Here is an 11,989-nt window from a genome sequence, read left to right on the forward strand (position 1 = left end):
CGGCTGGCCGTTCACCGGGGAGGTGTTGGTGAAGTATTCACCCTTGACCGGAGGAACGAACTCACCGCCGATGTAGTTGCCATAGCGGCTCTTGAAGGAAATTTTCGCGCCTTCGGTACCCGGATGTGCGTAACGCATGGTGTGTCTCCTGGCTATTGTGTTTGTTGCGGAGTTGAAAAGCGTAGAGCAAAGGTCGGGCCAGTGCCGTGAGCCCCTTGTAAATCAAGGGGTCTGCCTTGTGCTGTGTGGGGTGATCGGTCGCGGCTGTGGCAGCAGTGGCACGCCTGCTGTGACATTTTGTACCGCCTCCGGTACAGCGTATGACTCAGTGGTCAGCGTGTCGTTGCAATGCGCTGACAGGTGGAGGATGCTGGCGCAACGCTCTATCTGCGGAGAAGAACAACAATGCAGAGCAACTCGTTCAGCCGCCATGCGCACCAGGTGCTCACGGTTGCCAACGGCCAGGCCAGCGGGCCCGGCAGCGACCCTTCGATCGCACGCTCCTGGCTTCGCTGCCTGGAGGACTACCACCTGGACCCGGCCCAGGCCCATGCGCCTGTGGTGCTCGAGCATGGCCGGTTGCTGGAAAGCCGCGAACGCCTGCACCAGGTGCTGCAAATCGCCGACACCGAGATGAACAGCCTGCACCAGCAGCTTTCCGGCGCCGGCCATGCCGTGCTGCTGACCGATGCCCGCGGCGTGATCCTCAACTGCGTGACCGCCCCCACCGAGCGGCGCATCTTCGAGCGTGCCGGGCTATGGCTGGGCGCCGACTGGAGCGAGGCGCGTGAAGGCACCAATGGCATCGGCACCTGCCTGGTCGAGCGCCAGGCCCTGACCATTCATCAAGGCGAGCACTTCCGCGGCCGTCACACCGGCCTGACCTGCTCGGCGAGCCCGGTGTTCGATCCCCATGGCGAATTGCTCGCGGTACTCGATGTCTCCTCGGCGCGCCCGGAGGTCTCGCGACAGAGCCAGTTCCACACCATGGCGCTGGTCAACCTGTCGGCGAAAATGATCGAGAGCTGTTATTTCCTGCGTCATTTCGAACATCAGTGGCTACTGCGTTTCCACCTGCAGGCCGAGTCGGTCGGGCTGTTCAGCGAAGGGCTGGTGGCGTTCGATGGCGACGGCCGGATCTGCGCGGTCAACCAGAGCGCGCTGAACCTGCTGGGTACCATTCGCGCAGGCATGCTCGGCAAGCCGGTGGGGATGTTCTTCGCCTGTGGCCATGACGAGCTGTTCAGTCGCGCCACACCCCAGGGCACCACGGCCTGGCCGCTGTATACCCGTGATGGTCGGCAGGTGTTCGCCAGCCTGCGTGGCCAGGCTCGGGCATCCACTTGGGCGGTGCCGGCGAGCCTGCCCGAGGCCCGGCGTGACATTCCCACCGGTATCTGCGTGGTCGATCCCGCGTTGGAGCAGGACTTGCGCCGCGCCGTGCGGGTGTTCGAGCGTGATGTGCCGCTGCTGCTGTGCGGCGAGACCGGATGCGGCAAGGAGGCGTTCGCCCAGGCCGTGCATCAGGCCAGTCAGCGCCGTAGCAAGCCGTTCGTGGCGATCAACTGTGCGTCGATTCCGGAAAGCCTGATCGAGAGCGAACTGTTCGGCTATCGCGGCGGCAGTTTCACCGGGGCACGCAAGGAAGGCATGCGTGGCAAGTTGTTGCAGGCCGACGGTGGCACCTTGATGCTCGATGAGATCGGCGACATGCCACTGGCTCTGCAGACCCGCCTGCTGCGGGTGCTGGAGGAGCGCCAGGTGGTACCGATCGGTGGTGAGCCCCAGGCGGTGGATGTGCGCATCATCAGTGCTACTCACCGTGACCTGCTGGCACGGGTGAGGGAGGGGAGTTTCCGCGAGGATCTGTATTACCGGCTCAATGGCCTGGAAGTGACACTGCCGGCGTTGCGCGAGCGCAGCGACAAGGCTCAACTGCTCGACTTCCTGCTGCGCCAGGAAGCCAATGGGCAGGCTGTCGACCTCGCACCGCTCGCTCGCCAGGCATTGTTGGACTTTGCCTGGCCGGGCAACGTACGGCAGATGCGCAATGTGCTGCGCACGCTGGTCGCGCTGTGTGAAGACAACCGCATCGAGTATTCCGACCTTCCCGCCATCGTCAGGACATCCGCGAACGCTGTGGACGCAGGCTTGCTCAACGGTTGTGCCAACAGGGCCGACTCCATCGACCGGGCTAGTGCAATCGCGGGACAAGCCCGTGCCTACAGAGACCCCGCGACACTTGAGGAGGCCGAACGGGATGCCCTGCTGGCGGTGCTGGAGGAAAAACGCTGGCACATGACCCAGGTCGCCGAGCATCTGGGCATCAGCCGCAATACCTTGTATCGAAAACTGCGCAAACACGGCATCGCCAGGGCAGGCTGAACGAAACAGCGAGTGCGATTTCCCTCGCCCTGGGCTAACCTGCCCCGAAGTTTTGCGAGGTCGACCATGCACATTCACATTCTCGGTATTTGCGGCACTTTCATGGGTTCGCTGGCGGTGTTGGCCAAGGAGCTGGGCCATCGGGTCACCGGCTCCGACGCCAACGTCTATCCCCCCATGAGCACTCAGCTGGAGGCCCAAGGCATCCAGTTGACCCAAGGGTATGACCCGGCTCAGCTGGAGCCGGCGCCTGATCTGGTGGTGATCGGCAACGCCATGTCTCGGGGTAACCCGGCCGTGGAATACGTGCTGAACAAGGGCCTGCCCTATGTCTCCGGCCCGCAGTGGCTGGCCGACCACGTGCTGCAGGGCCGCTGGGTGCTGGCGGTGGCCGGGACCCATGGCAAGACCACCACCAGCAGCATGCTGGCCTGGGTGCTGGAACATGCGGGCATGAGCCCGGGCTTTTTGATCGGTGGCGTACCACAGAACTTCTCGGTGTCGGCGCGCCTGGGCGGCACGCCGTTCTTCGTGGTCGAGGCCGACGAATACGACAGCGCCTTCTTCGACAAGCGCTCGAAGTTCGTCCACTACCACCCCCGCACGGCGATCCTCAACAACCTTGAGTTCGATCATGCGGACATCTTCCCTGACCTGGCATCCATCGAGCGGCAGTTCCACCACCTGGTGCGGACCATTCCCAGCGAAGGCCTGATCATCCACCCCACCACCGAGCAGGCCCTTGAGCGTGTCATCGGCATGGGGTGCTGGACCCCGGTGCAAACCACCGGCGAAGGCGGGCAATGGCAGGCGCGCCTGCTGAGCGCCGATGGCTCGCACTTCGAAGTGCTGTTCGAAGGCGTGGCCCAGGGGGTTGTCGAATGGGCGCTGACGGGCCAGCACAACGTGGCCAACGCGCTGGCGACCTTGGCGGCGGCGCGTCACGTGGGTGTGGCGCCGGCCATGGCCATTGAAGGCCTGAGTGCCTTCAAGAGCGTCAAGCGGCGGATGGAGAAGGTCGCCGAGGTTCAAGGTGTGACCATCTATGACGACTTCGCCCACCATCCGACCGCCATCGCCACGACCCTTGACGGGTTGCGCAAGCGCGTCGGCGAGGCGCCGGTGATCGCGGTGATCGAGCCGCGCTCCAACTCCATGAAGCTGGGTGCCCACCGTGATGGCCTGCCGGACAGCGTCGAGCACGCCGACCAGGTGATCTGGTACGCCCCGCCCAACCTGGGTTGGGATCTGGCGGCCACTGCTGCGCAGTGCAAGGTACCCTCGGTGGTGGCCGACAGCCTCGAAGCGATCATCGAGCGGGTCAAGGGCCAGGCGCGTCCCGGCACCCACGTGGTGATCATGAGCAACGGCGGCTTCGGCGGCCTGCACGGCAAACTGGCCGAGGCCCTCAAGTGAGCGGGCCGGAGCGCATCACCCTGGCCATGACTGGCGCCTCTGGGGCGCAATATGGTCTGCGCCTGCTCGATTGCCTGGTGCGCGAGGACCGGGAGGTGCATTTTCTCATCTCCAAGGCTGCGCAACTGGTGATGTCCACCGAGACCGACGTGGTGTTGCCGGCCAAGCCTCAGGCGATGCAGACCTTCCTTACCGAATACACAGGCGCTGCCGACGGGCAGATCCGCGTCTACGGCAAGGAAGACTGGATGGCGCCGGTGGCCTCCGGCTCCGGCGCACCTGCGGCGATGGTCGTGGTGCCGTGCTCCACCGGAACCTTGTCGGCTATCGCTACCGGTGCCTGCAACAACCTGATCGAGCGTGCAGCGGACGTGACACTCAAGGAGCGGCGCCAATTGATCCTGGTACCGCGCGAGGCGCCGTTCTCGACCATCCATCTGGAAAACATGCTCAAGCTGTCGCAGATGGGCGCGGTGATCCTGCCGGCGGCGCCGGGCTTCTATCACCAGCCTCAGACCATCGACGATCTGGTCGATTTTGTCGTGGCGCGCATCCTCAATCTGCTGAACATTCCCCAGGACATGCTGCCGCGCTGGGGTGAGCATCATTTCGGGGCCGACGATTGAGCCGATTGCTGGTTGGGGGGCTGATGTTGGTCTTGCTCGGTGGCTGTGCGACCGTACGCACCCTGGATGCCAACAAGCCCGGCGCGCCTTTGGTGTACGCCGGGACGCGGCTGGACCTGTATGTGATGAACGGCGGCTGTTGTCCTGAGGACCGGTTTGGCGCCCAGGCACCGGCTTACCCGGGGCTGGACCTGCCGGGTAGCGCGTTGCTCGATACCTTGTTGTTGCCGTTGTCGCTGCTCACGGCGGCGGGGGTTGGCTTCAACGCCACGGGCGGACTGTAACGTCCCTTTCACGGGTAAACCCGCTCCCAGAGGCTTGCGCAGATCAGGTGGGAGCGGGTTTACCCGCGAATAGGCGATAACAGGTCAGCGTTATTTCTTGCCCAGCTTGCGCAACTCGTCGGACTCGACGATCCGGATGCCGTCCTCTTCTTCCAAAGCCAGACGCCACAGCGCCCGGGCCAGGGTGCAGGCTTCGATGCCCCGGTACTTGCCTGGAATCAGGCGGGCGAAGGGAGCGGCGATGCGTTCGCTTGCCCGTGGCTCCACACGCTCACCCAGCAGCAGCGAGGGCCGTACGATGGTCAGTTGTGGCCAGTCCTGGGCCTTGAGCGCTTCTTCCATCTCGCCCTTGACCCGGTTGTAGAAAATCGACGATTTGGGGTCGGCGCCCAGGGCGCTGACCACCAGCAGGTGACGGGCGCCCATTTCCCGGGCGCGCTTGCTGAAGGCCACCACCATGTCCAGGTCCACGGCGCGGAACGCGGTTTCCGAACCTGCCTGCTTGAGCGTGGTGCCCAGGCAGCAGAAGGCGATATCGACGCGACCGGCCAGTTGCGGGAGAAACACGGCCGGGTCACCCACGGGGTTTTCCAGGTGTGGGTGTTCGGCCAGCGGGCGGCGGGTCGGCGCCAGTACCCGGCTGATGGTGGGCTCGTTGAGCAGGCGGTCGAGCAGGTGTTCACCTGTAAGACCTGTGGCTCCGGCAAGCAGGACATGCTGAGGCGTCAAGTACATGATGTCTCTCCCTTCGTTACCACTCAGCTTAGTGGGCCTCAGGCGTTTTTGCCTGGACCCCCGTCGCTGGTTGGGCTTCATTGCGCAAGGCTTCCTCGGCCTGTTGCCGGCGCAGGCTCTGCCAGTGTGCAAGCACTGCAGGCGGTGCCCAGAGCTGCGGCTCGGAGGCTTCGAAACCTTCCCTTCTTTCACGTTCGGCAACACTGGCGCGTGCCAGTTCGAAGGCCTGTTTCAGGTCGTCGGTCTGATTCAGCGCCTCGGCGAACAAAGCGTCGCCAAAGTAGGTGAAGTCGGCTTCTTCCGAGCAGCCGAAGGACACCCGGTCGGGGCGCGCCGCGGTCATGACCAGGGTGCGGTCGTCCTTGAGCGGTGCGATGTAGCCACCGGAATAACAGGCCGAGATGACTATCACCTTGTCGCGGTGCTTGAGCGGGGCCAAGGCGCTGGCCAGCTCGTCGGCGGACAGGTCGGCCAGTTGCAGGCGGGGCTGGTCGAGCACCAGTTGATGGTCGTGGCTGCCGTGGCTGGTGAGGTAGATGAAGATCAGGTCTTCAGGGCCGCTGCGCTCGGCCAGGGTACGCGCGGCGCGGGTAAGGTTCTCGCGAGTGGCCATGGGACGGTCGGCCATGTGGTCGCGGTGATTGACCAGGGTGACCTGGCCGAGGGCGCCGAAGCGGATCTTGAGCATGTTGCTGACGTAGTCGGCTTCACGCAGGAACACGCTCTGCTGGCCGTCGCCTGCCACAACCAGGCTGTACAGCTGGATGGGCGATTGGGAAGGGGGCACACCGGCCAGCGCCTGTTCCAGCAGACGTCCCTGGTTGAGCAGAGCCAGGTCCAACGGGTCGGGGAGCAGTTTGTTCTTCTCGTCGCGTACCCGTACGCCTTTGACCCAGTAGCCGCCTTGAATGTTGCCGTTGGCCTGGATCAGCCGGCCGTGACCTTGGTAGGCGTCGTTGTCGAAGCTGCCGACGTACTGGCTGCCGTCGGCCAACTGCAGGTGGCCCTTGCCGCTGAACTGCCAGTCACGAAAACCGCCTTTGTAGCGGCTGCCATCGCTGCCCAGCATCTCGCCCTGGCCCTCGAGGGTGCCGTCCTTGAAGTCGCCGATCCATACGTCACCCTCGGCATTTTCGTAGCGACCGCGGCCTTCGAGGCGGTTGTCCTTGAACTCGCCGATGTACTGCTCGCCCTCGACGCTGTCGTAGGTGCCGGCACCCTGGAGCAGGCCGTCGACGAAATGGCCACTGAACTGATTGCCGCTGGCATCGCTGCGCACCCCGGCGCCATTGGGTTTGCCTTTGGCGAACAAGCCCTGGTAGCGGCTGCCGTCGGCCAGCTCCAGTTCACCGGCGCCTTCGTATTGGTCGTTGGTGAACTGGCCGCGGTAGGTCTGGTCGTTTTGCTTGAGGGTGCCTTCGCCGTCGCGCCGGCCATGTTTGAAGGTCCCTGCGTAGTGACTGCCCGGCGTGGTCAGGTCGCCCAGACCGTGGAACAAGCCTTCGACGAACTGGCCCCGGTAGACCTCGCCATTGCTGCCATGCCACTCGCCCTGGCCATGCCACTGGCCGTTCAGGAAGGTACCGGCGTACCAGCTGCCATTGGGGTAATCGATGCGCCCCTCGCCCTGCAGCAGGCCGTCGACCACCTGGCCCCGGTAGCGGCCACCGTCGGGTAGGCGGGCGTCCGGTGGCGACAAGGGCTCGCCTTCGCCACAGGCGGCGAGCAGCAGGATCAAGGTGAAGGGCAGCAGTGCACGCATGGCGGATTCCGGGCAAACGATGCATCGAGTATGCCGCAGAATGCGTCGGCTGAGGTACTGGGCGCCGCACGCCTATGGCTTGTGCGGCCCCTTCTCGGGTAAAACCGCTCTCAAAGGTTCTGCGGTGCTCTCGACAGAAACGGTGCACCTGTGGGAGCGCGTCACCCGAGAGGGGCTGGCAGATGGCCCGGCGTCAGATGAAGCAGAGCGACAATGGCTCAGCGATGTAGGCCGGTTTTTCCTCGCCTTCGATTTCCAGCGTGGCGGTGATCTTGAGCAGCCACTGCCCGGGTTTCTTCTCGGTGGCGTCGGCCAGTTCGACTTTCAGGCGCACCCGGCTGTCGACCTTCACCGGCTGGATGAAGCGCACGCTGTCCAGGCCGTAGTTGAGTGCCATTTTCAGACCCTCGGGCAGGACGAGAATGTCCTCCATCAACTTGGGAATCAGCGACAGGGTCAGGAAGCCGTGGGCGATGGTACTGCCAAAGGGGGTCTTGGCGGCCTTGTCGGGGTCGACATGGATGAACTGAAAATCGCCGGTGGCTTCGGCGAACAGGTTGATGCGCTGCTGATCGATCTTCAGCCACTCGGAACGTCCCAGTTCCTTGCCGACATACTGCGATAACGCGCTAACAGGTACATAGGGCATCGCGACTCTCCAGGTTGTCTTGCTGCTCGATTTTGGTACGGCGGTGCAAGATCATCACGGCGGCCCCGTTACAGTCAAGTTGTCATCTTTTCGCCGCAAATCGGCTTACTAGGGCGGCGGGGCGCATGCTTATAATGGCCGCACTGCCTGGAGGAGATCCTTATGCTGTTGCGTGGTTTGACCTGGCTGGTGCTGTTTCAGTTGCTGGGTACGGCGATCAACCATCTGTTCGTGCCGATCTTGCCGGGGCCGATCATTGGCCTGCTGTTGTTGCTGGTGTCGCTGATGGTGCGCGGTGAGGTGGGCAAGCCACTGAGCGAGGCGTCCGGCAGCCTGCTGCGGTACCTGCCGTTGCTGCTGGTGCCACCGGCGGTGGGGGTGATGGTCTATGCCAAGGACATCGCGGCGGACTTCTGGGCCATCGCCGGTGCGTTGGTGATCTCCTGCCTGGTGACGCTGGTGTTCGTGGGCGTGCTGATGCAAAAGCTCATCAACCGGCAAGGCAAGCACAAGGAGCAGCCATGATGCTCGACTGGCAAGGTGCGCTCGATGCGGTCGTCCACCACCCTCTGTTCGGCATCGGCATCACCCTGGGGGCTTACCAGGTGGTGTTGGCGGCCTACGAGAAAACCCGCTGGATCTTCCTGCAGCCGGTGCTGATGTCGATGGTGCTGGTCATCGGCGTGCTGCTGGCGTGCGGGATCGATTACACCGAATATCGCAAGAGCACCGAGATTCTCTACATCCTCCTGGGGCCGGCCACCGTGGCCTTGGCGGTGCCGCTCTACCTGAACCTGCGACGGATCCGTCAGCTGTTCTGGCCGACATTTACTACGCTGGTACTCGGGGGCCTGTTCGCGACCGTGGCGTGCCTGGCGCTGGGCTGGTGGTTCGGGGCCGAGCACATGATCCTGATGACGATGGCGCCCAAGTCGGTGACTTCGCCCATTGCCATGCTGGTGGCCGAGCAGATTGGCGGCGTGGCGGCCCTGGCTGCAGTGTTCGTGCTGATCACCGGGGTGATCGGGGCCATCTTCGGCCCGGCATTGCTGACCCGCTTCGGCGTGTCCAGCCCCGAGGCGCGCGGCATGTCCCTGGGCGTCACCGCCCATGCGGTGGGCACCTCGGTAGCCTTGCAGGAAAGTGACGAATGCGGCGCCTTCGCCGCGTTGGCGATGAGCCTGATGGGCGTGGCCACGGCAGTGTTCCTGCCATTGGCGGTCAGCCTGCTGGCGTGAGGAATGAAGATGACGCTACCGCTGTTTCCCCTCGATACCGTGCTGTTTCCCGGCTGCTTGCTTGATCTACAGATCTTCGAGGCGCGCTACCTGGACATGATCAGCCGTTGCATGAAACAGGGCGGTGGATTTGGCGTGGTGTGCATCCTCGAAGGCGAGCAGGTCGGCAAGGCACCGCCGGTGGTAGCCTCGGTCGGCTGCGAGGCGCTGATCCGCGATTTCGTGCAGCAGGAGAATGGCTTGCTGGGCATTCGGGTGGAAGGCGTGCGGCGTTTTCGCCTGGAGCAGACCGAAGTGCAAAAGGACCAACTGATGGTTGGCGACGTGCACTGGCTGCCGGAGCTGGCGGACAGTGCGTTGTCCGAGCGGGACGACGACCTGCTGGCGCTGTTGCAGGCCTTGGGTGAGCATCCGATGGTCGCGGCGCTGGACATGCCGCGGGCCGTGGATGGGTGCCAGTCTCTGGCCAACCAGCTGGGCTATCTGTTGCCCTTCATGGAAGAGGACAAGCTCGATCTTTTGGCCATCGACTCACCGCAGTTGCGGCTCGAGGCCATCCAGAACCTGCTGGAGCGCATCCAGGGCGAGCTGTTCGCTTGATCTGTTCGGTGCAGCGCGCGCCGTTGTATTCGCGGGCAAACCCGCTCCCACAGAAAACAGTGCAAGACCTGTAGGAACGGGTTGCCCCGCGAATGCGGCCGCGAGCACACCGAAGTGGTCGCGTCTCAATATTTGTAGCGCAACAGCGCCTGGGGCAGGGCGTGCAGGGCGAAGAACGCCAGCAGTGCCACGCAGGCCGGCAGCACCAGCCACCACACCCGCAACGGTAGGGCCCGCAACGGCTGGCGATGTTGCACCAGGGTCAGGCTGAGCGCGCAGACGCAACACGCCAGCAGCGCACCGGCCAGGATATCGGTCGGCCAGTGGGCGCCCAGATACACCCGCGACAAGGCAATCGCCAGCGCTGGCAGACAGCCCAGCATCACCCAGGTCAAGCGCATGCGCGGCGGCTGGCCGCGTCCGGCCAGCACCGCCAGCACCAGGAAGAACGCAAACGACGCCGAACTGTGGCCGCTGGGCATGCTGTAGCTGGTCAGTGGGTCGGTCAGCACTTCAGGGCGTGTCCGGGCGAACAGCCATTTCAGCGTGCCGTTGGCGATTGCCGTGCCCATCAGTGCGCCGCCTGCGAACAGGGCGTGACGCCATTGGCGCGCCAGCAGCAACAGCCCGGTAAGCAAACCGCCCAGGAACAACTGTGTACGAAAATCCCCCAAACGGGTGACCAGTACCACGGCGCCATCGACTGCCTGGCTACGGTGCTCCTGGACCAGCGTCATGATCCCCTGGTCGAATTCATGTAGATACGGCCAGCCAAGGAATATGCCCGCCAGGGCGACAAAGCTCAGGCCGGCGATCAGGCGCGTGCCGTTGCGCTGATCACGCAGACTGCTGTTGAGGCTAAGGCCAATCAGCACCGCCAGTGTGCCAGCGATGATGCCCGCATCCAGCCAGAACCCTTCCGGCAAGGGAAGGCGCATGGCCGCTCCGGTGGCCCAGCCTGGCAGCAGGTAGGCCACTGACCAGCCTGCGCCGGCCAGCAGGCTGACGGCAATGAAGCGCGGCAGCGGCATGTCGAACATGCCCGCGACCATGGGCAGCATCGGCCGCAGCGGGCCGATGAAGCGCCCTACCAGCAGGCTGGCGATGCCATACCGCTGGAAGTAGGCCTCGGCACTGCCGATCCATTCCGGATGATGGCGCAGCAACGGCAGGCGCCGAATGTTCTGATGAAAGCGTTTGCCGAGCGTGTAGGACACCGCGTCCCCCAGCAGCCCGCCGAGAAAGCCCAGCAGCAACGTCTCGCCGAGGCTGAAGGCGCCGCTGCCGGCCAGCACGGCCACCGCGAACAGCAAAACGGTGCCCGGCACGATGATGCCGGCAATGGCCAGGCACTCCACGCAGGCCACCAGGAAAATCGCCAGGCCAAGCCACTGAGGGTTGGCGCTGAGCCAGCCGGTCAGGCTGTCGAGCCATTGGCCCATGGAATCAGCTTCCTTGTTTCAGGATGGAAAAATCACGCCCTTCGACTTGGCCCCGGCGCAGCGGGTTCCGTGTGCAGAAGCGCGCGTACTCGGCATCGACGAAGCGGTAGGGGAGGTGTTCGTCGCGGCCATGGGGGATGCCCAGGCGGGTGGTCTGGATCACTTGCGAAACCTTGGCGCCGCAGTCTTCGACATACAGTCGCTCAGGGTCGAAGCGCTTGGCGTCCCAGTTCGGCACCTTCAGGCCCAGGGCTCGACACAGCAGCGTCTGCCCCGCGCAGAGGCGCTCGGCCGGGCGCAGGTTGCCGCTGGCATCGGGGTTGTTCAGTTGCATCTGCGCCAGGCTGTTAGCGTCGGAAATGGCATCGACCCATGGGTAGGCGGACTTTATCAGCACGGCGTTGCCCGGGCCGTGGGCGCTGAAGTTCAGCGAGTCGCCGCCGCGGGCGTAGTACATGTAGATGTGCCCGCCATCGAGGAACAGCGCCTTGCGTTTTTCCGTGTAGCCGAGCGAGGCGTGGCTGCCTTTGTCGGTGAGGTAGTAGGCCTCGGTCTCGATGATGCGTGCCGCGAGCCAGAGATTGCCCTGGCGATGACGGATCACCTTGCCCAGAAGGTCCCGCGCCAAGGCCTGGGCGTCACGGTCGAAAAAGCTGTCCGGCAGGGCGCGGGCCGGGCAGGGGGCGGTGTCTGGCATGCTGTCGGCTCGTGGTGGTCGGGGCGCAGATGATAGCAATTAATGGCTTAATCGAGACTGAACCGAGGGGCCTGGTGCTCTTTTCGTGGGTAAACCAGCTGCCATAATCGTGCGCTGTTTTCTGTAGGGGCGGGTATGTCCGCGAACCGCTCGAT

Annotated in this window: 13 protein-coding genes; 7 read left to right on the forward strand and 6 right to left on the reverse strand. The window is 64.2% G+C overall.

The window, feature by feature from the left end:
• A partial coding sequence (locus tag ACNFCH_RS20090) for a hypothetical protein (RefSeq protein ID WP_337159300.1) occupies positions 1-138 on the reverse strand: 138 nt, incomplete at its 3' end.
• Between the two features lie 267 nt (positions 139-405).
• Between ACNFCH_RS20090 and ACNFCH_RS20095 the strand changes: the two genes are divergently transcribed.
• The 4 genes from ACNFCH_RS20095 to ACNFCH_RS20110 all read left to right on the forward strand — a co-directional run bounded on the left by ACNFCH_RS20095 (position 406) and on the right by ACNFCH_RS20110 (position 4,711).
• Positions 406-2,385, forward strand: coding sequence for a sigma-54-dependent Fis family transcriptional regulator (locus ACNFCH_RS20095; protein WP_337159298.1), 1,980 nt, complete (start codon positions 406-408; stop codon positions 2,383-2,385).
• Positions 2,386-2,451: 66 nt separating this feature from the next.
• Positions 2,452-3,801 (forward strand): UDP-N-acetylmuramate:L-alanyl-gamma-D-glutamyl-meso-diaminopimelate ligase, encoded by a 1,350-nt coding sequence (mpl, locus tag ACNFCH_RS20100; protein WP_070092169.1) that lies wholly within the window; start codon positions 2,452-2,454, stop codon positions 3,799-3,801.
• On the forward strand, positions 3,798-4,427 hold the full coding sequence (ubiX, locus tag ACNFCH_RS20105) for a flavin prenyltransferase UbiX (protein ID WP_043211143.1): 630 nt from the start codon (positions 3,798-3,800) through the stop codon (positions 4,425-4,427). The genes mpl and ubiX overlap by 4 nt, the downstream gene beginning before the upstream one ends.
• Positions 4,424-4,711, forward strand: a complete 288-nt coding sequence (locus ACNFCH_RS20110) for a YceK/YidQ family lipoprotein (protein ID WP_337159297.1) — start codon at positions 4,424-4,426, stop codon at positions 4,709-4,711. Before ubiX ends, ACNFCH_RS20110 begins: the two co-directional genes overlap by 4 nt.
• 90 nt (positions 4,712-4,801) lie before the next feature.
• Here the strand turns inward: ACNFCH_RS20110 and ACNFCH_RS20115 are convergent, their stop codons facing one another.
• From ACNFCH_RS20115 to ACNFCH_RS20125, 3 genes are all read right to left on the reverse strand, one after another.
• The gene (locus ACNFCH_RS20115; protein ID WP_196164632.1) at positions 4,802-5,446 is read right to left on the reverse strand and encodes an oxidoreductase; all 645 of its coding nucleotides are present in this window, start codon (positions 5,444-5,446) and stop codon (positions 4,802-4,804) included.
• Positions 5,447-5,474: 28 nt separating this feature from the next.
• Entirely contained in the window at positions 5,475-7,208 is a 1,734-nt protein-coding gene (locus ACNFCH_RS20120) for a C13 family peptidase (RefSeq protein WP_337159296.1), read from the reverse strand.
• Positions 7,209-7,401: 193 nt separating this feature from the next.
• A complete protein-coding gene (locus ACNFCH_RS20125; RefSeq protein ID WP_070092173.1) occupies positions 7,402-7,857 on the reverse strand; it encodes a MaoC family dehydratase in 456 nt (151 codons plus the stop codon).
• Between the two features lie 162 nt (positions 7,858-8,019).
• Here ACNFCH_RS20125 and ACNFCH_RS20130 point away from each other — a divergent pair, with 162 nt between their 5' ends.
• The 3 genes from ACNFCH_RS20130 to ACNFCH_RS20140 are packed head-to-tail and all read left to right on the forward strand — an operon-like array spanning position 8,020 to position 9,695.
• Positions 8,020-8,382, forward strand: a complete 363-nt coding sequence (locus tag ACNFCH_RS20130; protein WP_070092174.1) for a CidA/LrgA family protein — start codon at positions 8,020-8,022, stop codon at positions 8,380-8,382.
• A complete protein-coding gene (locus tag ACNFCH_RS20135; RefSeq protein WP_416743472.1) occupies positions 8,379-9,095 on the forward strand; it encodes an LrgB family protein in 717 nt (238 codons plus the stop codon). The genes ACNFCH_RS20130 and ACNFCH_RS20135 overlap by 4 nt, the downstream gene beginning before the upstream one ends.
• 9 nt (positions 9,096-9,104) lie before the next feature.
• Entirely contained in the window at positions 9,105-9,695 is a 591-nt protein-coding gene (locus ACNFCH_RS20140; protein ID WP_196164627.1) for an LON peptidase substrate-binding domain-containing protein, read from the forward strand.
• A 125-nt stretch (positions 9,696-9,820) separates the two neighbouring features.
• Here ACNFCH_RS20140 and ACNFCH_RS20145 read toward each other — a convergent pair whose 3' ends face one another.
• Positions 9,821-11,137: a bifunctional DedA family/phosphatase PAP2 family protein gene (locus ACNFCH_RS20145; protein WP_416743474.1), complete on the reverse strand. Its 1,317-nt coding sequence runs from the start codon at positions 11,135-11,137 to the stop codon at positions 9,821-9,823.
• Positions 11,138-11,141: 4 nt separating this feature from the next.
• Positions 11,142-11,834: a DNA-3-methyladenine glycosylase gene (locus tag ACNFCH_RS20150; protein ID WP_416743476.1), complete on the reverse strand. Its 693-nt coding sequence runs from the start codon at positions 11,832-11,834 to the stop codon at positions 11,142-11,144.
• Positions 11,835-11,989: the final 155 nt, after the last annotated feature.

The organism is Pseudomonas sp. NY15354 (genome assembly GCF_048068075.1).
Taxonomy (GTDB): domain Bacteria; phylum Pseudomonadota; class Gammaproteobacteria; order Pseudomonadales; family Pseudomonadaceae; genus Aquipseudomonas; species Aquipseudomonas guariconensis_C.

Excerpts from the sequence above, each read along its gene's own strand:
- ACNFCH_RS20120 (WP_337159296.1), bottom strand. The coding sequence starts at position 7,208 with ATGCGTGCACTGCTGCCCTTCACCTTGATCCTGCTGCTCGCCGCCTGT.
- ACNFCH_RS20095 (WP_337159298.1), top strand. The coding sequence starts at position 406 with ATGCAGAGCAACTCGTTCAGCCGCCATGCGCACCAGGTGCTCACGGTT.
- ACNFCH_RS20115 (WP_196164632.1), bottom strand. The coding sequence starts at position 5,446 with ATGTACTTGACGCCTCAGCATGTCCTGCTTGCCGGAGCCACAGGTCTT.
- mpl (WP_070092169.1), top strand. The coding sequence starts at position 2,452 with ATGCACATTCACATTCTCGGTATTTGCGGCACTTTCATGGGTTCGCTG.
- ACNFCH_RS20145 (WP_416743474.1), bottom strand. The coding sequence starts at position 11,137 with ATGGGCCAATGGCTCGACAGCCTGACCGGCTGGCTCAGCGCCAACCCT.
- ACNFCH_RS20130 (WP_070092174.1), top strand. The coding sequence starts at position 8,020 with ATGCTGTTGCGTGGTTTGACCTGGCTGGTGCTGTTTCAGTTGCTGGGT.
- ACNFCH_RS20135 (WP_416743472.1), top strand. The coding sequence starts at position 8,379 with ATGATGCTCGACTGGCAAGGTGCGCTCGATGCGGTCGTCCACCACCCT.
- ACNFCH_RS20140 (WP_196164627.1), top strand. The coding sequence starts at position 9,105 with ATGACGCTACCGCTGTTTCCCCTCGATACCGTGCTGTTTCCCGGCTGC.
- ACNFCH_RS20125 (WP_070092173.1), bottom strand. The coding sequence starts at position 7,857 with ATGCCCTATGTACCTGTTAGCGCGTTATCGCAGTATGTCGGCAAGGAA.
- ACNFCH_RS20150 (WP_416743476.1), bottom strand. The coding sequence starts at position 11,834 with ATGCCAGACACCGCCCCCTGCCCGGCCCGCGCCCTGCCGGACAGCTTT.